The 22,052-nt window shown below is 72.3% G+C and carries 17 protein-coding genes; 7 read left to right on the forward strand and 10 right to left on the reverse strand.

Going from position 1 to position 22,052, the window contains the following annotated elements:
- Positions 1–245: 245 nt before the first annotated feature.
- From GGQ69_RS12685 to GGQ69_RS12695, 3 genes are all read left to right on the forward strand, one after another.
- Positions 246–1,151 (forward strand): LysR family transcriptional regulator, encoded by a 906-nt coding sequence (locus GGQ69_RS12685; protein WP_183529089.1) that lies wholly within the window; start codon positions 246–248, stop codon positions 1,149–1,151.
- 95 nt (positions 1,152–1,246) lie between these two features.
- Positions 1,247–2,305 (forward strand): ABC transporter substrate-binding protein, encoded by a 1,059-nt coding sequence (locus tag GGQ69_RS12690; protein WP_255459702.1) that lies wholly within the window; start codon positions 1,247–1,249, stop codon positions 2,303–2,305.
- A 71-nt stretch (positions 2,306–2,376) separates the two neighbouring features.
- Complete coding sequence (locus GGQ69_RS12695) at positions 2,377–4,107, forward strand: thiamine pyrophosphate-binding protein (protein ID WP_183529093.1); 1,731 nt, start codon at positions 2,377–2,379, stop codon at positions 4,105–4,107.
- A 4-nt stretch (positions 4,108–4,111) separates the two neighbouring features.
- Here GGQ69_RS12695 and GGQ69_RS12700 read toward each other — a convergent pair whose 3' ends face one another.
- The 4 genes from GGQ69_RS12700 to GGQ69_RS12715 all read right to left on the reverse strand — a co-directional run bounded on the left by GGQ69_RS12700 (position 4,112) and on the right by GGQ69_RS12715 (position 9,294).
- Positions 4,112–5,752 carry a dihydrolipoamide acetyltransferase family protein gene (locus GGQ69_RS12700; protein WP_183529096.1) on the reverse strand — a complete coding sequence of 547 codons (1,641 nt, stop codon included), beginning with the start codon at positions 5,750–5,752 and terminating at the stop codon, positions 4,112–4,114.
- Positions 5,753–5,851: 99 nt separating this feature from the next.
- Positions 5,852–6,919, reverse strand: a complete 1,068-nt coding sequence (locus GGQ69_RS12705; RefSeq protein WP_255459703.1) for an alpha-ketoacid dehydrogenase subunit beta — start codon at positions 6,917–6,919, stop codon at positions 5,852–5,854.
- A complete protein-coding gene (locus GGQ69_RS12710) occupies positions 6,916–8,097 on the reverse strand; it encodes a thiamine pyrophosphate-dependent enzyme (protein ID WP_183529098.1) in 1,182 nt (393 codons plus the stop codon). The genes GGQ69_RS12705 and GGQ69_RS12710 overlap by 4 nt, the downstream gene beginning before the upstream one ends.
- Positions 8,098–8,187: 90 nt before the next feature.
- Entirely contained in the window at positions 8,188–9,294 is a 1,107-nt protein-coding gene (locus tag GGQ69_RS12715; protein ID WP_183529100.1) for a histidinol-phosphate transaminase, read from the reverse strand.
- Between the two features lie 183 nt (positions 9,295–9,477).
- Between GGQ69_RS12715 and GGQ69_RS12720 the strand changes: the two genes are divergently transcribed.
- Positions 9,478–9,894: a phage holin family protein gene (locus tag GGQ69_RS12720; RefSeq protein WP_040386248.1), complete on the forward strand. Its 417-nt coding sequence runs from the start codon at positions 9,478–9,480 to the stop codon at positions 9,892–9,894.
- Between the two features lie 4 nt (positions 9,895–9,898).
- Here the strand turns inward: GGQ69_RS12720 and GGQ69_RS12725 are convergent, their stop codons facing one another.
- The gene (locus GGQ69_RS12725) at positions 9,899–11,545 is read right to left on the reverse strand and encodes a hypothetical protein (RefSeq protein ID WP_183529104.1); all 1,647 of its coding nucleotides are present in this window, start codon (positions 11,543–11,545) and stop codon (positions 9,899–9,901) included.
- Positions 11,545–12,036 carry a hypothetical protein gene (locus tag GGQ69_RS12730; RefSeq protein ID WP_183529106.1) on the reverse strand — a complete coding sequence of 164 codons (492 nt, stop codon included), beginning with the start codon at positions 12,034–12,036 and terminating at the stop codon, positions 11,545–11,547. The genes GGQ69_RS12725 and GGQ69_RS12730 overlap by 1 nt, the downstream gene beginning before the upstream one ends.
- Positions 12,037–12,247: 211 nt before the next feature.
- On the opposite strand from GGQ69_RS12730, the gene GGQ69_RS12735 reads away from it, so the two are divergent.
- Both GGQ69_RS12735 and GGQ69_RS12740 read left to right on the forward strand, forming a co-directional pair.
- Complete coding sequence (locus tag GGQ69_RS12735; protein ID WP_221243762.1) at positions 12,248–12,958, forward strand: flavin reductase family protein; 711 nt, start codon at positions 12,248–12,250, stop codon at positions 12,956–12,958.
- A gap of 160 nt (positions 12,959–13,118) precedes the next feature.
- Positions 13,119–14,600, forward strand: a complete 1,482-nt coding sequence (locus GGQ69_RS12740; RefSeq protein ID WP_183529480.1) for a DUF1846 domain-containing protein — start codon at positions 13,119–13,121, stop codon at positions 14,598–14,600.
- 122 nt (positions 14,601–14,722) lie between these two features.
- On the opposite strand, the gene GGQ69_RS12745 is transcribed toward GGQ69_RS12740, so the two are convergent.
- The 4 genes from GGQ69_RS12745 to GGQ69_RS12760 all read right to left on the reverse strand — a co-directional run bounded on the left by GGQ69_RS12745 (position 14,723) and on the right by GGQ69_RS12760 (position 19,806).
- A complete protein-coding gene (locus tag GGQ69_RS12745; RefSeq protein ID WP_370577179.1) occupies positions 14,723–16,162 on the reverse strand; it encodes an aldehyde dehydrogenase family protein in 1,440 nt (479 codons plus the stop codon).
- Positions 16,163–16,231: 69 nt separating this feature from the next.
- A complete protein-coding gene (locus GGQ69_RS12750; protein ID WP_183529108.1) occupies positions 16,232–17,743 on the reverse strand; it encodes an APC family permease in 1,512 nt (503 codons plus the stop codon).
- A gap of 271 nt (positions 17,744–18,014) precedes the next feature.
- Positions 18,015–18,947, reverse strand: a complete 933-nt coding sequence (locus tag GGQ69_RS12755) for a helix-turn-helix domain-containing protein (RefSeq protein WP_183529110.1) — start codon at positions 18,945–18,947, stop codon at positions 18,015–18,017.
- Between the two features lie 262 nt (positions 18,948–19,209).
- Positions 19,210–19,806: a TetR/AcrR family transcriptional regulator gene (locus tag GGQ69_RS12760; RefSeq protein WP_183529112.1), complete on the reverse strand. Its 597-nt coding sequence runs from the start codon at positions 19,804–19,806 to the stop codon at positions 19,210–19,212.
- Between the two features lie 223 nt (positions 19,807–20,029).
- On the opposite strand from GGQ69_RS12760, the gene GGQ69_RS12765 reads away from it, so the two are divergent.
- Positions 20,030–22,033 (forward strand): primary-amine oxidase, encoded by a 2,004-nt coding sequence (locus GGQ69_RS12765; RefSeq protein ID WP_183529114.1) that lies wholly within the window; start codon positions 20,030–20,032, stop codon positions 22,031–22,033.
- Positions 22,034–22,052: the final 19 nt, after the last annotated feature.

Genomic DNA, 22,052 nt, shown 5'->3' on the forward strand with positions numbered 1-22,052 from the left:
CGGGAGGTCGGTGGCCTCCGATGTGATGCGTCCCACAGCCTGTGTCCAGACTAGACACTCGACCTCGGTAGTTCAAGGTGTCAATGGTTTCGACTTCCAACGGATTGACGGAGTCCGCCCAGGCCTCGCACCGGCCCGGGGCGGGCCCTACGGACGTGACGCGGACCGTGCACGGGCAGTCGGCAGAATGGTCCCATGAACAGGCCCTCCACCACGAGCCGCCGCGGGGCGCGCCCGGACCCGTCATGCTCGACCTGAACCTGGTCCGGGTGCTCGCCGCCGTGATCGAGGAGGGGACCCTCACGGCCGCGGCGGACCGGCTGAACCTCACCCAGCCCTCGATCACCCACGCCGTGAACAGGCTCCGGCGCCTCACGGGCGATGACCTGTTCCGCCGGTCGGGACGCGGTGTCCGGCCCACCCGGGTGGCGCTGCAGCTCTACGCCGAACTGGGGCACCTGCCCCGGGACGCCGACGCCGCCCTCGCCCGGCTCACCGTCTTCGACCCCTCCACCGCCGCGCCCACGTTCCGGGCGGCCATGACCGACCTGGGACAGGCCGCCTTCCTGCCCGCCCTGTCCTCCATGCTGGAGCGGGCGGCCCCGCACGCCCGGCTGGAGGTCCTGCCCCTGGACACGGACACCGCCGCCCGCGACCTGGAGGCCGGGGACATCGACCTGGCGATCGCCTCGATCCCCCTGGAGGGCCGGATCCGCTCGACGCCGATCACCCGGGACCGCTACGTGGGGGTCTCGCGCACCGGGCGGTTCGACGCCGCCCCCACCCTGGACGCACTGGCCCGCCTGCCGCGCATCGTGGTCCGGGGGACGACCGGGCACACGATCGTGGAGTCGCGCCTGCCGCCCCCGCCGCCCGGGTCGCTCACCGTGGACGGGTTCTCCGGCATCCCGGCGGTCGTCTCCGGGACGGGCCTGCTCGCCGTCGTCCCGGGCATCGTGGTCCCCGGGTGGACCTCGCGCTGGCCGCTGCACGCATGGGAGCTGCCCCTGCCGGACGTGGAGACCAGCGTGTTCATCCACGCCACGGCGGGTGGCGCCACGGCCGCCGTGGACTGGTTCGTGGAGCGCGCGGCGGCGGCGCTGCAGGGCAGCCGGCCCGACGCCCTCCGCGCGCGGGAGGCGCTCCCATAGACCTGGTCTATGGGACGGGCAGGAAGATATCAGTGGTCCCGCGGGACGCGGTGCGGTTCGATGGGGGCACGTCCACCCGACCGAAGGAGTTCGTCATGGGCACCCCCTCGCACCCCACCCGCACCCCGGACCGGCCCGGGTCGTGGCTGTCCCGCCGCAACCTGCTCCTCACCGGGGCTGCCGCCCTCGTGACCGGCACCGCCGCGGCCTGCGGCCAGGGCGAGCCCGCCGGCGGCGGCGCCACGTCCGGGGCCGCCGCCTCCGGGACGGGGTCCGGGGACGGCGGGCTGCGGGCCGTCTCGGTCGCGGCGATCCCCATCGTGGACGTGGCGCCGCTCCACCTGGCCAAGGAGCAGGGGTTCTTCGAGAAGGCCGGCCTCGACGTCGCCATCGAGGCCACCTCCGGCGGCGCGATCTCGTTCCCCGGCGTCTCCTCCGGACAGTTCGACTTCGCCTTCGGCAACGTGGTCTCGATGATGGTGGCCCGGTCACAGGGCATCGGGCTCAAGTTCTTCTGCTCGGGGTCCACCACCACGGGTGAGCCCGGCAACGACAACGTGGCCCTCATCGCCGCCCCGGACTCCGGGTACACGTCGATGACCGACCTGGCGGGCAAGACGCTCTCCTCCAACCAGCTCGCGAACATCGGTGACACCGCCTGCCGCCAGGTCATGGACAAGGCCGGGGGCGACGGCGGTTCGCTGGAGTTCATCGAGATGGCGTTCCCGGACGTCCAGGCGGCGCTGGAGAACGGGCAGCTCGATGCCGGCATCGTCGTCGAGCCCTTCGTCACCCCGGCGCTGAAGGCGGGGATGGTGGCGGTCAGCTGGCCGTACGCCGAGGCCAACCCCGAGCTGGACACCGGCGGGTACTTCGCCAGCGAGGAGACCCTCGAGAACGACCCGGACCTCGTGCGCTCCTTCCGGGAGGCGCTCGTGAGGGGCCTGGAGTACGCCCAGGACAATCCGGACGAGGTCCGCCGGATCACCGGCACCTACGCGACGATCGAGCCGGAGGTGCTGGCGGAGATCAAGCTGCCGCGATTCCGCGCCGAGTTCGACATGGCCGCCCAGGAGGAGCTGGCCGAGACGGCGCGCCGGTACGGGACCGTCACGGGCGAGCTGTCCGTCCCGGACATGTTCGTCGAGCTCTAGGACCGCCCCGGACCACCCGGACCGGCGCCGGCACCCCCGGCGCGGTGACACCTGCAGGAAGGACAGTGGCAATGCGAGTAGACGAGGCAGTGGGGACGGTCATCGGCCGGATGGGGGCCCGCAGGATGTTCGGCGTGGTGGGCAGCGGCAACTTCCGCGTGACCAACGCGATGGTCCGGGCCGGCGTGCGGTTCACCGCCTCCCGGCACGAGATGGGGGCGGCGTGCATGGCCGACGCCTACTCCCGCGCCACCGGCGAACTGGCGGTGCTGACCGTCCACCAGGGCTGCGGCTTCTCCAACGCCCTGACCGGCATCGGCGAGGCGGCCAAGGCCCACACCCCGCTGCTCGTCGTCACCGGTGACATCCCCGGGGACCAGCGGCAGAGCAATTTCTGGATCGACCAGGACAAGGTCGCCGAGGGCATGGGTGCCGTCCCGGAGCGCGTGCACTCAGCGGACTCCGCCGTCCGGGACGTCGTCCGGGCGGTGACGACGGCGGTCGACCAGCGCCGGACGGTCGTGCTCTCCCTGCCCCTGGACCTGCAGAACGCCGAGATCCCGGAGAGGGACGTCGCGCGCGTGGGGCAGGCGGTCCCCGCCTCGGGACCGCTGCGTGCGGCACCGGCCCCGGAGGCCGTCGAGCAGCTCGCCGGGCTGCTGGCCGGGGCCCGGCGCCCGGTCATCGTCGGCGGCCGCGGCGCGCGCGCCGCCGTCGGGCCCATCCGCCGGCTCGCCGAGGCAACCGGTGCCCTGCTGACCACCAGCGCGGTGGGCCGGGGCCTGTTCCACGAGGACGAGTGGCACCTGGACGTGATGGGCGGGTTCGCCACGGAGGGGGCGGCCGAGCTGATCGCCGGCGCCGACGTCCTGGTCGCGTTCGGCGCGGCGCTGAACCGCTGGACCACCCGGGGCGGGGAGCTGCTGAGACAGGCCACGGTCGTCCAGGTCGACGACCGCGTCGAGGCCTTCGGGTTCCACCACCCGGTGGACGTCGCCGTCCTCGGTGACGCCGCGCTGACGGCCGAGGCCACGACGGCGGCCCTGCAGGCACTCCGCAGGGGCGCGGACGGCGCCGGAGCGGGCGGTGACGCGGCCGGGGCGGGACCGGGTGGCGCGGTCGGGTACCGCACGCCCGAGGTGGCCCGGACGGTGGCCGAGTCGCTGAACTGGTCGGACCAGCCCTTCGAGGACACCTCCGAGCCCGTGGTCCCGGGTGAGCCCGGCAGCGGCCGGATCGACCCGCGCGCGCTGACCAACGCCCTGGACCGGATGCTGCCGATGGAACGGGTGGTCGTCCCGGACGGCGGCAACTTCAACGCCTATCCCGCCATGCACCTCCGGGTCCCGGACAACGACGGGTACTGCGTGCCGCTGGCGTTCCAGTCCATCGGCCTGGCCCTGTCCAGTGCCGTCGGAGCCGCCGTCGCCCTGCCGGGCCGGGTGGCGATCGCCGGCGTCGGCGACGGGGGGTTCATGATGTCCCTCGTGGAGCTGGACACGGCCGTGCGCCTGGGCCTGCCGCTGGTGGTGGTGGTCTACAACGACAACGCCTACGGCGCCGAGGTCCACCACTTCGCCCACGAGACCGACGAACTGGACACCGTGGTCTTCCCCGAGACGGACATCGCCGCGATCGCCGCCGGCTACGGCTGCCAGGCCCTGACGGTGCGGCAGGAGTCGGACCTGGATCCGGTGCGGGCCTGGGCCGAGGGACCGCGGGACCGGCCGCTGGTGATCGACGCGAAGATCACGTCCTTCCCGTCCTGGGTGCTCGCGCACTCCTTCGAGGCCGGGGAGTAGGGGCTCACTCCAGCAGCAGCGCCGGCTCCTCCATGATGGCGGCGACGTCCGCCATGAAGCGGGCGGAGAGGTCCCCGTCCACCACGCGGTGGTCGAAGGAACCGCCCAGGGTGGTGATCCAGCGCGGGATGACCTCGCCGGACACCACCCACGGCTTCTGCCGGATGGTCCCGAAGGCCACGATGGCGACCTCGCCGCGGTTGATGATCGGGGTGCCGGTGTCGATGCCCAGGGCGCCGATGTTGGTGATCGAGATGGTCCCGTCGGCCATCTCGGCCGGCTGCGTCTTGCCGTCGCGGGCGCGCTTGGCCAGTTCCGTGAGCGCCATCGCCAGTTCCCGCAGGGACAGCTCGTTGGCGTTCTTGATGTTCGGCACCAGCAGCCCGCGCGGGGTGGCGGCGGCGATGCCGAGGTTCATGTAGTGCTTGACGAGGATCTCCTCGTCCGTCCAGGACGCGTTGACGTGGGGGTTGCGCGCCGCGGCCCAGATGACGGCCTTGGCCAGGATCAGCAGCGGCGTGACCTTGATGCCCTCGAACTCGCGGCTGGCCTTGAGCCGCTTGACGAACTCCATGGTCCGGCTGGCGTCCACGTCCACGTAGATGGACACGTGCGGGGCGTCCCGGTAGGACTCGGTCACGGCGGCCGCGGTGGCCTTGCGGACGCCCTTGACCCGGATCCGCTCGGTGCGGCGCTCGTTGTCCCCGGAGTCCGGCATCCAGAACGAGCCCGAGGTCTCGATGTTCGTCTCGCGTTCGGCCAGGTAGTTCTCCACGTCGGTGCGGGTCACCTCGCCGAACTGGCCGGTCGCGCGCACCTGGGTGAGGTCCACGCCGAGCTCCTTGGCGATCCGGCGCACCGGCGGCTTGGCCAGCACCCGCTCGAACAGCCCGGCGGCCTCGGCCTGGCGCTCCCGGCCGGCGGCCACCCAGTTCCCGACGGCGGCCGGCAGCTTCAGGCCCCGGCCCGCCTGGGCGGCGGGCCGCGGGGCCGGGGCGGGCTGCGGGGAGGGTGCGGCCGAGGACGCCGGCACGGGGGACGGCGCCGGGCGCAGCTGGTGCCCGAGGGCGGCCGGCGCGGTGGCCTGGCCTGCCGCGGCCGGCGTGGCGGTCTGGCCGGACGGGGCCGGCGTCGCGCCCGTCCGGGGGCGGCGCCGCGTGGAGTCGGCCTTGGGGCCGGAACCGGTCAGCGCGGCCCCCGATCCCCCGGCCGGGCCGGCGCCGGCCGTGGCGCGCGGGACGCCGCCGTCGGCCGGGACCGGGGCCTCCTCGCCGACCCCCGGGCGGGGCGCCGGATCGTCGTCGTCCTCGTCCTGGGTGTCCGCCCCGTCAGCGGGCGCGGGCATCCGGGCGTCCGGGATCTCCTGCTCCACCGCGGCGGAGCCGTCCCCGCCGGACGGGGGCGCCTCGGCGCCGGTCGTGATGCCGATGATCGGGGTGCCGACGGCGACGGTCTCCCCCACGGGGACCATCAGCTCGGCCACCGTGCCGGCGTAGGGGCTCGGCAGATCCACCAGCGACTTGGCCGTCTCGATCTCGCAGAGGACGTCGTTGACCGCCACGGTGTCCCCGACCGCCACCTTCCACTCGGTGATCTCGGCCTCGGTCAGTCCCTCGCCGACGTCCGGCAGGTTGAAGGTCTCCATGGTGGTCTCCGGCAGTCTCTCGGTTCGGCAGGCGGGGCGGTGCGCGGTGCTGCGCGCGGCCCGGTGGTCGGGTGCGGCGGGCAGGCTCGGTGCGCGGGGTCAGTAGGCGAAGGTGCGGTCCACGGCGTCGAGGATCCGGTCCAGGTCCGGCAGGTACTGCTCCTCCACGCGTGAGGGCGGATAGGGCAGGTGGAACCCGCCCACGCGCAGGATCGGGGCCTCGAGGTGCAGGAAGGACCGCTCCATCAGCCGGGCGGCGATCTCCCCGCCGAGGCCGCCGAAGGTCGGGGCCTCGTGGGTGACGACCATCCGGCCGGTCTTCTCCACGGAGGCCTGCAGGGCGTCGAAGTCCACGGGCGAGAGGGAGCGCAGGTCGATGACCTCGATCGACCGGCCGTCCTCGGCGGCGGCGTTCGCGGCGGCCAGCGCCACGGGCACCAGCGGCCCCCAGGCGGCGATCGTGGCGTCGGTGCCCTCGCGGACCACCTGCGCCTGGAAGGCGGACACCCCGCGGTGGCCGTCCGCGGAGACGTCGACCTCGCCCTTGAGCCAGTACCGGCGCTTGGGCTCGAAGATGATGACCGGGTCCTGGGAGCGGATCCCCTGGCGGGTCATCCAGTAGGCGTCGTGGGCGTTGGACGGGGTGATGACCCGCAGTCCCGCGGTGTGCGCGAACAGGGCCTCGGGCGACTCGGAGTGGTGCTCGATCGAGCCGATGCCACCGCCGTAGGGGATCCGGATCGTCACCGGGACCGTGGCGGCGCCGCGGGTGCGGGCGTGCATCTTGGCCAGCTGGGTGGTGATCTGGTTGAAGCCCGGGAAGACGAAGCCGTCGAACTGGATCTCCGCCACCGGTCGGTAGCCGCGCAGGGCCAGGCCGATCGAGGTGCCGATGATGCCGGACTCGGCCAGCGGCGAGTCCACCACCCGGTCCGCGCCGAAACGGGCCTTCAGCCCCTCGGTGACGCGGTAGACCCCGCCGAGCGAGCCGATGTCCTCGCCCATCAGCAGGACCTTCTCGTCCGCGGCCAGTTCATCGGCCAGGGCCCGGTTGATGGCCTTGGCGATGGTCAGGGTCTCGAGGGCGGTCCCGGCCCCGGTGACCGGCGCGGGTCCGGTGGCCGTACCGGGAACCGCCCCGGCCGGCGTCGTGGTGTCCGTGGTCATGAGCGGTCTCCTTCCGCCTCGGTGTCCGCGAAGCCGGCCTGCCACTGCCGGTGCCAGGCCAGCTCCTCCGCCACGAGCGGGTGGGCCTCGGCGTAGACGGTCTCGAAGACGGTGTCCAGGGGGGCGACGGCGTCCCCGGTCATCGCCAGCACGGCCTCGCGGGTGCGCCGCGCCAGCTCCTCGCCCTCCGCGGCCACGTCGGCGAAGAAGCGGTCCGGGTCGGGCCCCGCGGCGCCGGTGGCGCGCAGGTGCGCCTCGAGCCGGGCCAGCGGGTCGACGGCGGCCCAGGCCTCTTCCTCGGCCCGGGTGCGGTACTTCGTGGGGTCGTCCGCGGTGGTGTGGGCGCCGCCGCGGAAGGTGTGCGCCTCGATGAGCACGGGACCGGCCCCGGTGCGGGCCTGCTCGGCGGCCCAGGCGGTCACGGCGTGCATGGCGAGCGGGTCGTTGCCGTCCACCGTGACGCCCTCGAAGCCGTAGCCGGCGGCGCGCTTGGCCAGCGGCACCCGCGTCTGGGTGGCGGCGGGCACCGAGATGGCCCACTGGTTGTTCTGGCAGAAGAACACCACCGGCAGGTCGTAGCTGGCGGCGAAGACCATGGACTCGTGGATGTCGCCCTCGGAGGAGGCGCCGTCCCCGTAGCAGGCGAGCACGACCTGCCCCTCGGCCCGGCGGCGCTCGGCGTCCCAGCCGGCCTGGTCCCGGGAGATGCCCCAGGCGTAGCCGGTGGCGTGCAGGGCCTGGGCCGCCAGCACGAGCGTGTAGGGCTGCATCCGGTGGTCCTCGGCGGCCCAGCCGGCGTGGGCGACGCCGCGGAAGAGGGCGAGGAGCTGGCCCGGGGTGACGCCGCGGCCCAGGGCGAAGAGGTGCTCGCGGTAGGTGGGGAAGATCCAGTCGTCCTCGCGCAGTGCGGTCAGCGCCCCGGCCTGGGCACCCTCCTGGCCGACGGCGGGGACCCACAGGGCCAGCTGCCCCTGGCGCTGCAGGGAGGTGCCCTCCTGGTCCACGCGGCGCTCGGTGGCCATCAACCGGTACATGCGCTGCAGCGTGTCCCCGGTCAGGTCCGCCAGGTAGGGCGTGAACCGGGCGTCCTCGTGCAGGGTCCCGTCAGCGTCCAGCAGGCGGACGGCTCCTTCCGGCAGCTCGGTCGCCGGAGCCGGTGACGTCGGCGTATGGTGCACGGAGAACTCCTTCCATGCCGACGCACCCGGCGTCGGTCCCGGTCCAGCCTAGACCCGGACCGGCATATGCGCGCGTTCTGCGAAGGTCCGCTACTGCCCGTTCGTGGGCGCCCCGAACTCCCGGCACAGTTGCAGGAACCGCGCGTTGGCCTCCCGCTCGCCGACGGAGACACGCACGCCCTCGGTGCCGAAGCCCCGCACGGACAGCGCCTGGCGGGCGGCCGCCTCCACGAACCCGGGGGTCCGGTCCCCCAGGTCCAGCCAGACGAAGTTGGCCTGGGTCTCCGGCACGCTCCAGCCGGCCTCGACCAGCCCGGCCACCATCCTCTGCCGCTCGGCGACCACGATGTCCACGCGTTCCATGACGTCCTCGAGGTGGTCCAGCGAGGCGATCGCGGCCTGCTCGGCCAGCGACGAGACCGCGAACGGGGTGGCCAGCACCCGCAGGTACTGGGTGACGTGGGGGTGGGTCACGGAGTAGCCCACGCGCAGGTTCGCCAGGCCGTGGGCCTTGGAGAAGGTCCGCAGCACGGCCACGTTCGAGTGCCGGGAGAACACGTCGAGGCCGTCGACGGCGTCCGGCTCGCGGACGAACTCCTGGTACGCCTCGTCGATGACCACGAGCACGTGCCTGGGCACCTTCGCCAGGAAGTCCTCGACCTCACGGGTGGTCAGCACCGGGCCGGTCGGGTTGTTGGGCGTGCACAGCAGGACCACGCGGGTGTGCTCGGTGATGGCCGCGGCCATGGCCTCGAGGTCGTGGCGGAAGTCCGCGGTCAGCGGCACCTGGACGTCCCGCGCCCCGGAGGAGCGGACCACGATCGGGTAGGCCTCGAAGGAGCGCCAGGCGAAGATCACCTCGTCCGGGGTGCCGTCCTCACCGGTCCCCGCGAAGGTGGTGATGATCTGGGTCAGCGCGCCGAGGGAACCGGCGCCCGTGACGATGTCCTGGGCGGCCACGCCGAGGTGGCCGGACAACCGCTCCCGCAGCGCGGTGGACAGCGGGTCCGGATAGCGGGCGATCGCGTCGAACCGCTCGACGGCCCGGCGCACCGCGGGAACGGGCCCGTAGGGGTTCTCGTTGGAGGCGAGCTTGTAGGAGACCAGCCCCTCCACCGGTGCGGGAGGCTTCCCGGCGGCGTAGGCGGGGAGCCTGCCCAGGACCGGACGCGGGCGGATCGGATGCGGTTCGTTCATGGATCACCAGACTAGTCCCGGCGCGGACGAATGGACCTCGGATGATCCCGAAGTCCCGACAGATCGCCTGATCGTTCCGTTGCGCCCGGACAGATTGCCCTCGGGTGAGGGCATCACGGCCCGATCGGCCCCCAGGACGCGGGCGCATATCCGGGCCACGGGGTGGCATGGGACGATGTGGGCATGAGGTTCTTGCTCCGCGTCATCGTCAACGCGCTGGCCCTGTGGGTGGCCACCTGGCTCCTGCCCGGCATGGAGGTCATCCCCGGTGGGACCCTCGCCGACACCGGTGACCCCACCCTGAACCTGGTGATCGCCTACCTGGTGATCGGCCTGGTCTTCGGGGCCGTGAACGCGGTGGTCAAGCCGGTCATCTCGTTCCTGTCGATCCCGATCACCTGCCTGACGCTGGGGCTGTTCACGATCATCATCAACGCCGGCATGCTGATGCTGACGGTCTGGCTCACCTCCTACATGCCGATGCAGGTCACCGTGGACTCCTTCTGGTGGACCGCGGTCTTCGCCGCGATCATCATCTCGGTGGTCTCGATGCTGGCCAACGGCGTCCTGGGGATGCTCACGCCGGGCAGCCGGGACTGAGGCCCTAACCGTTCCGTCCCACGGCGCCGCGGGCTGGATCCGTGGCACGGAACTGATGGCCCAGCCCGGCTCCCAGCGGGTTGCGGGGCTGGCCGGGTCTCGTCCGCTCCAGGGTCACCGTCCGCGAGACGGCCGTGCCGGTCGTGAGCCTGGCCAGGTGCTCCTGCGCGGGGGCCAGTCGGGCTGCCCCGGTGACCGGTGGGCTTCCATCCGTCTCGGCAGTCCCGCCCTGGTGAGCAGTCCCGTCCTGGCCGGTCAGCAGGCCGTCCGGATGCCCCTCGAGGCGAGTGACGTGGGCGCGGTAGTTCTCGAAGCCGTGGGCCCTGACCAGGGTGACGCCCTCCGGTTCGGCCCCCTCCACGTCACCGGCGAAGGTCACCGTGGTGCGGTTGACCCCCTGCGGGTTGCCGCGACCGTCGACGGCGGGCACCGGGTCCTCGAGGTGTTCCAGGTGCAGGGCCTCCACGTGCGGGTCCAGCGCGATCTCCCCCGTCGGCGAGCCGACGGTGAACACCCCCTGCACGTCGAAGTCTGCGGCGATCCGGGGATCGGCGGCAGTCCGTGCGGCGTGGATCCCGCCCTGGCTGTAACCGGCCAGCACCACCGGGTCTCCCGGGTCCGCGCCCGCGGCCTCCAGCGCCTCGTGCACCGCCGCGGCCACGTGCTGGGAATCCAGGGCGACGGCCTCGCCGTTCCCGCTGACGTCGAAGGGGTTGGTCGACCAGCCGTCGTCCTCCGGGTGGTGCGCCGCCTGGGTGCCGGGGAGGGCGACCACCCAGACCCGGTCAGGAGCGTCCTCGGCATCCGGGGAGACGCGGGTGACCCGGATGGCACCGGGCCCGGCCACGCCCTCCCGGGTCCCGTCCAGTTGCTCCATGAGACCGCCGAGGGACCCGTCCATCCTGTACTCGGCCGTCTCCGGGCCCAGGGAGCGGACCGTCACTGGGCCGATCTGTACCAGCCCGGTGATGATCCCCGCGCTCGTGATCAGCGGATAGAGGCGCTCGGGCGCGGTGAGGGGCCCCGCCCCGCCGTCGTCGCGCGCCACCGAACCGGTGACGTCCGAGACGATCCGGAGTCCCACGGCCGCCCCGGGGCTCATCACCCCGAGCACGGCCATGCTGAGCTCCGTGAGCCCGTGCAGCGCCAGTTCCGTCACGGGGACCGGGACCGGCCTGCCGTGGGAGACCAGGACCACGGCCGCGAGCAGGGCCGGCACGCCCACGACACCCTGGAGCGTCCGCAGCGCCCGCTCCTCCGCCTCCCGGTAGGACCGCACCGAGAATCCGACCGCGTGTTCCAGCACCTCCGCCTCCGCGCCGACGGCCAGCAGCCCGGACGACAGTTCGGCCGTGCGTGCCCCCAGGGCACCGGCCAGGGGGCTCTGCTGGGCGGCGACCGTCAGCAGCGATCCCCACCCGGCGGCCCGGATGGCCAGTGCCGTGGATTCTGCAGCCACCGCGGCCAGCAGCATGCTGCCCCGCTCCAGTTCGTCCAGGTTCGCGTGGATGCTCGTGGGGCCGCCCCGGACGGAGAACGAGGGTCCTGCAGGGGTTCGCGCGGGGACTTGGCCCGTGCGCTCCTCCACGGCCCCGTCCCGCACGCCCTCCAGGAGCCCGGGCCGGCCCACTCCGGAGGAGTGCCGCTCCATCAGCACACCCCCAGCGCCGTGGCGGTGGCGAGCACGGCGCGTGCCGCGGCGAGCTCGGACCGGAGCCTGCCGATCCGCTGGTGCAGGTCATCGATCGCCGTGCGCCCCAGGACGACCTGTTCCTCGGCGGCGGCGGCGAGGTGCCCGGCGCGGACACGCAGCCGTCGGCTGCGCGCGGCGAAGGCGGCGCCGGCCGGGGACTCCCAGTCGATGGCCTCCAGCGCCTGGACCCGGTCGGCGACCTGACGGGTGCCGGCCCCGACCCGGCCCAGCTCCTCCACCACCTGGTGCAACTGGGCCACCGCCGTCTCCAGCAACCAGATCAGGGACTCGTCCGGGACGATGGACCCGGCCGCCCGCACCGCATGGTGGCAGAGCGCCTCCTGGTTCGGCACGGGCACCGGCAGCGTGACCGCGCCGCCGGGCAGCACCGGCACCGGCGTCTGGACGATCTCGATGAGCGGCGGCGGGGCACCGTGACCGGTCTTCATGCCTGTCCTCCTGGACGAACGGGATGGTGACGTCTCCGACGCTAGGGAACCGGGCGGCGTCGGCGGTGGAGGGAACCGGGGCGTGGGGACGGGCCCGGCACACCGGCCCGCTGTGGAGTGCGGGCCGGTGCACCGGCCGACCGCCACCAGCCGTCCACAGCCCCTCCCCGCCGGGTCCCGTGGCCCCCCGGGAGTGCGGCAGACTGGGCCCATGAGCACCGAGCCGAACCCCGGACCGGACCCCGGACCGAACGCCGGACCGAACAACGCCCCGGGCACTGAACCGAGCGGCGACGCGAGCCCCGTCCCCGCCCCGCGGCGCACCGAGTTCGACCCCGCGGCCCTGGGTGACCGGGAGACGACCCTGCTGGTGAAGTCGATCCTCATCCCGCGGCCGATCGCCTGGGTCGGGTCGCTGTCCGCCGACGGCATCCCCAACCTGGCCCCGCACTCGTTCTTCACGATGGCCTCGGAGCAGCCGCCCATCGTGCTGTTCTCCTCGACCACGCGCAAGGACTCGCTGAACAACATCGAGGCCACCGGCCAGTTCACGATCTCCCTGGTCTCCCGGGCCCAGTTCGAGCAGGCGAACCAGACCTCGGCTCCCTACGGCCCCGAGGTCAGCGAGTTCGAGGCGGCGGGCATCGGGCGGGAGGACTCCGTGGTGGTGGACCCGCCGCGGGTGGCCGGTTCCCCGGCGGTCATGGAGTGCACCCTGGACAGGGTGATCCCCGTGGGCGGGAACTTCCTGGTGCTGGGCAACGTCGTCCACGTCTCGGTGGACACGGACACGCTCAGCACGGATGCCCGGGGCCGCAGCCTGCCGCTGGCCGGCAGGCTGGACCCGCTGACCCGGTTGGGGCGCAACGAGTGGGGCACCCTGGGCGAGGTGCTCGCGATCGACCGGCCCAGGGCCGGCTGAGCCCCCCACCCCTCCACGCGCACCCGCCCGGTGCTAGCGTGTCCGCGTGACCGCCTCGTCCTCCAGCCCCGCCCCGCACCCCTCCGATCCGGCTGCCAGGGCCGGGAACGACGCCGCCCCGTCCCGGCCCGCGGTACCCGGCACCGGCCCGGCCCGCCCCGTGGGCTTCGACCGCGAGAAGTACATCGAACTGCAGTCCCACCACATCCACGAGCGACGCCAGCAGATCGGCGGCAAGCTCTACCTGGAGATGGGCGGCAAGCTCTTCGACGACCTGCACGCCTCCCGCGTGCTGCCCGGTTTCACCCCGGACAACAAGATCGCGATGCTGGAGCGGCTGCGGGATGAGGTCGAGATCCTCATCTGCATCAACGCCAAAGACCTGCAGCGGCAGAAGGTCCGGGCCGACCTCGGCATCCCCTACGAGGACGACGTGCTGCGGCTGATCGACGTGTTCCGCGAGCGCGGATTCCTGGTGGAGCACGTGGTGATGACCCAGTTGGAGGAGTCGAACCACATCGCCCACGCGTTCCGGGAACGGCTCGAGCGGCTGGGCCTGAGGGTCGCCCGGCACGGCATCATCCCCGGGTATCCGCAGGACACCCGCCGGATCGTCTCCGAGCAGGGCTTCGGTGCCAACGAGTACTCCGAGACCTCGCGGGACCTGATCGTGGTCACCGCGCCGGGCCCGGGCTCCGGCAAGCTCGCCACGTGCCTGTCGCAGGTGTACCACGACCACGCCCGGGGCATCTCCTCGGGCTACGCCAAGTTCGAGACCTTCCCCATCTGGAACCTGCCGCTGGAACACCCCGTGAACCTGGCGTACGAGGCCGCCACGGCCGACCTGGACGACGTCAACCTGATCGACCCCTACCACCTGGCCGCCTACGGCGAGCAGGTCACCAGCTACAACCGGGACGTCGAGGTCTTCCCGCTGATGAAGACCCTGCTGGAGGAGCTCACCGGGGCCTCCCCCTATGCCTCCCCCACGGACATGGGCGTGAACCTGGCCGGGGAGTGCATCGTGGACGATGCCGTGTGCCGCGAGGCCTCCCGCCAGGAGGTCATCCGCCGCTACTACAAGGCCCTCGTGGACGAGCGGATCAACGACCTGGACGACACCGTCTCCCAGCGCGTGGCCATGGTGATGTCCAAGGCGGGGTGCAAGACCGAGGACCGGGCCGTCGTCGGGCCCGCCCTGGCCGTGGAGGAACGCACCGGCGAGCCCGCCTCGGCGATCGAGCTGGCCGACGGCACCATCATCACCGGCAAGACCTCCGACCTGCTGGGCTGCTCGGCGGCCATGCTGCTCAACGCGCTGAAGCACCTGGCCGGGATCGACGACGCGGTGCACCTGCTCTCCCCCCAGGCGATCGAGCCGATCCAGACGCTCAAGACCCAGCACCTGGGCTCGCGCAACCCGCGCCTGCACACGGACGAGGTGCTGATCGCGCTGTCCGTCTCCGCGGCCGATGACGACAACGCCCGGCGCGCGGTGGCCGAGCTGCGCAACCTCGCCAGCTGCAACGTGCACACCACCACGATCCTGGGCACCGTGGACGAGGACATCTTCCGCTCCCTCGGCGCGCTCGTCACCTCGGAACCGAGGTTCCAGCGCAAGGCGCTGTACCGCAAGCGGTAGGGCGGTCGCGGCCTGCGGACACGCATCAGGAGTGGGAATCGTCGGCACAAAGCACTCCTGTTCACCGACGAATCCCACTCCTGGTGTCGCCCGGCCGGGTTGCCCAGCCGGCGGGACTCAGCTCACCAGCTGGTGACCTTGGGAAGGGCCACGGACTTCAGGCCCTCGAGGCCGAACTCCAGGCCGTACCCGGACCTCTTCACCCCGCCGAAGGGCACCCGCGGGTCGATCGCGCCGTGCTTGTTGATCCACGTGGTGCCGGCCTGCAGCCGGGCGGCCACCGCACGGGCCGCCTCCAGGTCGGTGCCCCAGACCGAGGAGCCCAGCCCGACCTCCAGGGCGTTGGCCCAGTCGATGACCTCGTCCAGGTCCGAGTACTTCACGATCGGCAGCGCCGGGCCGAACTGCTCCTGGGCCACCAGGGGGTTGTCGTTGTCGATGTCCGCCACCAGCGTCGTGGGGTAGAAGTACCCGGCCTGGTCCGCCTCCGGGTCCCCGCCGGTCAGGATCCGCGCCCCGGACGCCCGGGCCTGGTCGACCAGCGAGGTGACGATGTCGAACTGGGCCTTGTTCTGCAGCGGGCCGAGCACGTTCTGCTCGTCCATGCCCACGCCCATCGGCATCTTCTGGGCCACGTCCACCAGCGCCTCGCACACCGCCTCGTACTGCGACTCGTGCACGTACAGGCGCTTGAGCGCCGCGCAGGTCTGGCCGGTGTTGATGAACGCCCCCCAGAACAGGCCCTCGGCGATCGCCTCGGGGTCGGCGTCGGGCAGCACGATCCCGGCGTCGTTGCCGCCGAGCTCCAGGGTCAGCCGCTTCAGGGTGTCCGCCGCCGAGCGCATGATCGCCTGGCCGGTGGAGGTCGATCCGGTGAACATCAGCTTGTCGATGTCCTGGTGCGCGGTCAGCGCCGCCCCGAGCTCACCGCCGCCGGGCACCACCTGCAGCACGCCCTCGGGCAGCACCTGGTTCAGCACCGCGGCCAGGCCCAGCACGGACAGCGGGGTGTACTCGCTGGGCTTGAGCACCACGGTGTTGCCCATCCGCAGCGACGGGGCGATCTGCCAGATCGAGATCATCATCGGCCAGTTCCACGGCCCGATCGCCCCGACCACGCCCACCGGTACGTACTCCAGCACCGCCGTGCCGGACTCGTCCTCCACCAGCACCTCGGGCTCGATCTCGAACCCGGCGTTGGCGCGCAGCCACCCGGCGCAGGCCCCGACCTCGAACCGGGCGTTGGGGCCGTTGAGCGGCTTGCCCTGCTCACGGGAGAGCAGCTCGGCCAGTGCCTCCGCGCAGGCCTCCACGGCGTCGGCGGCGCGGTTCAGGTACTCCGAGCGCTCGGCGTGGGACCTCGCCGCCCACTCCGGCTGGGCCTGGCGGGCGATCTCCACGGCGGCGTCCAGGTCCGCCTCGGCATGCTGCGGGGCGCGCCCGACGACGGCCCCGGTGGCCGGGTCCTTCATCGGGACCCCCTGCCCCTCGGGTGCGGAGATGGCGGACAGCAGGTTCTCGTAGGTCGTCAGGTCGGCGGCGGTGGTGGTCTCGGTGGTCATGGGAGGTCCTTTCCTCGGGAGTTCAGGGTCGGTATGCGATGGTGCGGTTCAGGCTGTTGCGGGGTCAGGTCAGTCCAGCTCACCGCCCTGCCCGATGCCGCGGTAGGTCGCCGGCCGCTCGGACCGCAGCCACCAGGCCCACAGGGTGCCGAAGAGGCCGGGCACCAGCACGATGGCCGGCAGCAGCCAGCTCAGGACCGTGACGCCCTCGGCGCCGATCAGGACGTTGAAGTTCACCACGATCAGCACGAAGAGGACGACGAGGCCGATCGCGGCCAGGCCCGGGGCGATGAGCCGGGTCCACACGGAGTACTCACCGGTCAGGCGCCGCAGGTACCCGACCACGGCCATCGAGGCCAGGGCCATCAGCAGCACCAGTCCGAAGGCGCCCATGTTGGTCAGCCAGGTGAACAGGGTCAGCACGGGGAACAGTGGGTCGTCGGAGCCGGCACCGGCCAGACCGAAGACGAGGATGACCACGAGGGCCAGCGCCGACTGGGTCAGGGAGCCGGCCACGGGCGCCCCGGAACGGGCACCGGTGTGCTCCAGCGCGCCGGGCAGGACGCGCTCGCGGCCGAGGGCGAAGAAGTACCGGGCCACGATGTTGTGGAAGGCCACGAGGGCCGCGAACAGGCTGGTGATGAACATCAGGTTGGCCAGCGTCACGAACCACTCCCCCGCGTGCTCGGCCAGGAACACGAACATCAGGTCCGGTCCGAACTCCTGGGAGCGGGCGATGACATTCGAGGCTCCCTCGCCCACCACCATCGCCCACGCGGAGAAGCCGTAGAACAGGGCGATGACCGAGATGGCGATCAGCGTGGCGATCCCGGCGGTGCGCTTGGGGTCCTTGACCTCCTCGTTGTAGATCGCCCCGGACTCGAAGCCCATGAAGGCGGCGATCGAGAACGCCAGGGCGGCGCCGACGCCGGAGGCGAACAGCTGGTCCGGGACCAGTCCGTCGGCGGTGACGCCCTCGGGAGCCGTGCCGAGGGCCAGCACGTCGTAGACGATGACCACGAGGAATTCGGCGGCCACCACGATGCCCAGGACCTTGGCGGAGAGGTCCACCCGGTTGACGCCCATCACGCCCACGACCACCCAGGCGGCCAGGGCGCACACCCACCACGGTAGCGAGATCCCGGCCGTGCCCTCCAGGAAGGAGGACAGGGCGAAGCCGAACAACCCGGCGATGCCGATCTGCATGCAGTTGTAGGCGACCACCGCCACCAGCGAGGCCCCCACGCCCACGGGCTTGCCCAGGCCCTTGGCGATGTAGGCGTAGAAGGCACCGGCGTTGTGCACGTGGCTGCTCATCGCGGCGTAACCGATGGAGAACAGCACCAGCACGACGCCGAGCACCAGGAAGGACAACGGGATCCCGACCAGCGAGGTAACCGCGAAGTTGCTGGGCACGCCGCCGGCCATGACCGTCAGCGGCGCCGAGGCGGCGATGATCATGAAGACCAGCGCCGGGATGCCGATCCGGCGGGCGCCGAGGCGGCCGTCGTCGGCCGGCTGCGTCTCGGGACCGGGGTGCACGGAGTCCCCGTGCTTCCGGGTGGTGGTGGACTGGGACATGTCGTCTCCTGGGGTCATCCGGGGGGATCCGGAACGGGTGCCGGGGCTGATGAGACATCAGCGAGGATGGTCACCCAGCATGCCGTGCCGCACGCGCCGGGTCTTGGCCGTGGGGGCAGGACACTTGACGATTCGTGCACGGCGCGGCCGTGGTGAGGGTCCCGACGGCGGCCCGGCCGCGGGCGCGACAGGCACCGGTCGCGGGCTTGGCCGTCACCGGCTGCGGGCCGGACGGCACTGGTTGCGGTCGTCAGGGTCGACTCCGGCCGGTTCAGAGGTGGTCGCGGCGGTACTGGGCCGGGGACTGGCCGAACTCGGCGCGGAACACCCGCGAGAAGTGCGCCGGGTCCGCGAGGCCCCAGCGGGCGCCGACGGCTGCCACGGGCACGTCCCGGTGCAGCGGGTCCTGCAGGTCCCGGCGGCACTGTTCCAGCCGCCGTTCCCTGATCCACCGGGCCACCGTGTGGTCGGTGGTGGCGAAGAGCTGATGCAGGGCCCGGGTGGAGATGTAGTGCGCCGCCGCGATCATGTCCGGTCCCAGGTCCGGGTTGGCCAGCTGGGACTCGATGAAGTGGTGGATCCGGCGCAGCAGTCGCGACTGCTGGGTGCTGTCCGCCTCCTGACGCGAGTAGAGCTCGTCCGCCATCACGGTGGCCAGCAGGTCCACGACGTTGAGGGCCAGCCGGTGACCGATCGGCCCGTCCAGGGTCGGCAGCATCGCACCGATCTGCGTGATGAAGGGGGCGACGGCCTGCCCGAGCCGGTGGCCGGCGCCCATCGTGGTCGCCGTGAGCTCCCGGACGTCATCGGTGGACAGGCCGGCGAGCTGGCGGGGGAACATCAGCACGAGGGTCGAGAACTCCTCGTCGAACGACAGCGAGTAGGGACGCTCGGTGTCGTAGATCGCCAGGTCCCCTGGCTGCAGCAGGGTCTCGCGCCCGTCCTGGACCAGAAGCCCGTGACCGCTGACCTGTAGGTTGAGCTTGTAGTACCCCGGCCCGGCCTGGCCGATCAGGTCCGGAGTGCGGAGTACGGCATGGGACCCGGCCTGGACGCGCATGATCGCCAGTTCCCGCAGGTGCCTGCCGGCGAGGTGCCCCGTGAACGGGCCCGGGCGCACCTGTTCGGCGGCGAGCGGCACGAACGACTCGGAGACGAGCCGGCGCCACTGGACGAAGTCCGAGGCGGTGTCCTGCTGGTACATGGTGATCCTCCTGGAGAGACGAGCGGGGCACCCGGGCGGGCCGGGGCCGGCTCCGGTGGCTGACCACGCCATCGGGGGTGTGGCGCAGGTCACCGTGAGGACCACTGTAGGCGGCAGGACGGCGCCCGTCACGGTTTTCTCTCCACTGGGAGGAAAACCTCAGGCGCCGGTGCACCCGGGGCGCTGCGGTGACAACCGGAGATCAGTGCCGGGCGCGTGGAGTCAGCGCCGGGCGCGTGGAGTCAGCGCCGGGCGCGTGGGGTCAGCGCCGCGCGCGCAACCGCTCCAGCTGGGCCGCCAGTTGCCGCTCGAGGTCGGCGGGCGCGGTCGCCGACCGGTCGATGACGGCGGAGATCTGGCTACCGAGGAGGAAGTTCAGCAGCACGTCGCCGACCCCGGGGATGTCCACGCCCGGCTCCAGCTCGCCGGTTGCGCGCGCCTGCTCCATCCAGCCGGTCATGGACCGCCGCCACTGCGCCATCGAGGCGTTGTTGAGGTCCGCTCCGCGCGGATCGTGGGCGGCCTCCTGCCAGAAGGAGATCACCACGCGGGCCTCGTCCAGCCGCTCGGCGTCCAGGGGCAGCACCTCGCGACAGAAGGCCTCCAGCGCCGCCAGCCCGCCCAGGTCGCGGGTCGCCACCTCGACGCGACGGTTCGTCCGGTCGAAGACGAAGGCGTAGGTCGCCTCGATCAGCTCGCCCTTGGTGGGGAAGTAGGGCTTGAGGGCGCCGTTGGCGAAACCGGCCTCGGCCGCGATCTGGCGCATGGTGGCCCCGGAGAGGCCATGCCGGGCGATGATCCGCCACGTGGCCTCGACCAGCTCCTGCCGGCGCTGCCCGTGGTCTACCACCTTCGGCATCGCCATCCCCCTCTCCCGCGCCCCGCAGCGCGCCGCGGGACCGGCCCGCCGTCGTCGGGATCATTGTGCCACCGCGCCGCTCCCGCCCGGGGCGCGATCTCGGCGACGACACACCCCTTGCCCTCGGGGCCATCCCGAGCTTATTCTCTACAACTGTAGATGGAAACGTGACGCACTTCACTGTGACGTCGACCCCAGGCTCTCCTCCCCGAAAGGTCCGGACATGACCACCACCAATTCCGGTACTCGCGACGACACCGTGCTCTCCGCGAACTCCGCCCCCGGCGCCTACGCCCTGCAGACGCCCGAGGAGATCGCGATCGTGCGCGAGGTCCTCGCCGAGGCCGGGCTCTTCTCCGAGTCCATGCGCATGGGGTACCTCGGCCTCCTCGACCCGGCCCGCGGCACTCCCGCCGACGCCCCGGTCGACCGCCGCTTCCGCGTCTTCCTGCTGAACACCGAGCACGGCCGTTCCCACGACGTCGTCGTCTCCGCCACGCACCGCCGGGTGGAGTCGGACACGGTGCTGGACACCGAGGCCAGTGGCGAGCTGCCCGTGCTGGAGGAGGAGTTCGAGGTCGTGGAGTCGGTGCTCGCCGAGGACCCGCGGTGGCTCGAGGCGCTGGACAAGCGCGGGATCCCGGTCGAGGAGGTCCGCGTGGCCCCGCTGTCCGCCGGCGTGTTCGAGTACCCGGAGGAGAGGGGCCGGCGCATCCTGCGCGGGCTGGCCTTCCACCAGCAGCACGAGACCGATTCCGCCTGGGCCCACCCGATCGACGGCCTGGTCGCCTACGTGGACGTGGCCGCCCGGAGCGTCGACCAGGTGATCGACCTCGGCGTGATGCCGGTGCCGGCCGAGCACGGAAACTACACCGACCCGGAGCTGACCGGTCCGATCCGCACCACCCAGAAGCCGATCGAGATCACCCAGCCCGAGGGCCCGTCCTTCACCGTGACCGGGGGCAACCACGTGGAGTGGGAGAAGTGGTCCCTGGACGTCGGCTTCGACATGCGCGAGGGCCTGGTGCTGCACAACATCTCCTTCCAGGACGGCGAGCGCACCCGCCGGATCCTGGACCGGGCCGTGATCGCGGAGATGGTGGTGCCCTACGGCGATCCCTCCCCCGTGCGGTCCTGGCAGAACTACTTCGACACCGGCGAGTACCTCGTGGGCCAGTGGGCCAACTCGCTGGAGCTGGGCTGCGACTGCCTGGGCGACATCACCTACCTCTCCCCCTGGGTCGTCAACAACGTGGGTGAGCCGCGGCAGGTGAAGAACGGCATCTGCATGCACGAGGAGGACTGGTCCATCCTGTCCAAGCACACCGACCTGTGGTCCGGGATCGCCTACACGCGGCGCAACCGGCGCCTGGTGATCTCGTTCTTCACCACGGTCGGCAACTACGACTACGGCTTCTACTGGTACCTCTACCTGGACGGCACCATCGAGTTCGAGGCCAAGGCCACCGGCATCGTCTTCACCTCCGCGGTGCCGGACGGGCCCACCGACTTCGCCTCGGAGATGGCCCCTGGTCTCGGTGCCCCCTTCCACCAGCACCTGTTCTCCGCCCGCCTCGACTTCGCCCTCGACGGCGGCGCCTGCCGGGTCGAGGAGGAGGACGCGGTGCGCCTGCCGATCTCGGAGGACAACCCCCGCGGCAACGCCTTCACCCGCAAGCGCACCGTGCTGGCGACCGAGCAGCAGGCCCAGCGGGACGCCGACCAGTCCGTGGGCCGCACCTGGGTGGTCTCCAGCACCGAGTCCACCAACCGGCTCGGCCAGCCGGTGGCGTACAAGCTGCACCCCGAGGGGACGCCCACGCTGCTGGCGGCGGAGGGGTCCTCCATCCACCGCCGGGCCACCTTCGCCTCCAAGGCCCTGTGGGTCTCCCCGTACCACCAGGACGAGCGCTACCCCACCGGTGACTTCCCGAACCAGCACGCTGGCGACGGCGGCCTGCCGGACTGGACGCAGGCCGACCGGACCGTGGACGGCGAGGAGCTGGTCGTGTGGCACACCTTCGGGCTGACCCACTTCCCGCGCCCGGAGGACTGGCCGATCATGCCCGTGGACCACGTCGGTTTCCGTCTGCGGCCCGAGGGGTTCTTCGACCGCTCCCCCGTCCTGGACGTCCCTGCTCCTCGATCCGGCCACTGCTGCACCCCGGGTGAGGGCGGCACCGAGGCCCCGGCCGGAGAAGGTCATGGCTGCTGTAGCGGCCACTGAGACCACCGCATCCGGCCGG

The organism is Micrococcus sp. TA1 (genome assembly GCF_014199555.1).
Classification (GTDB): Bacteria; Actinomycetota; Actinomycetes; order Actinomycetales; family Micrococcaceae; genus Citricoccus.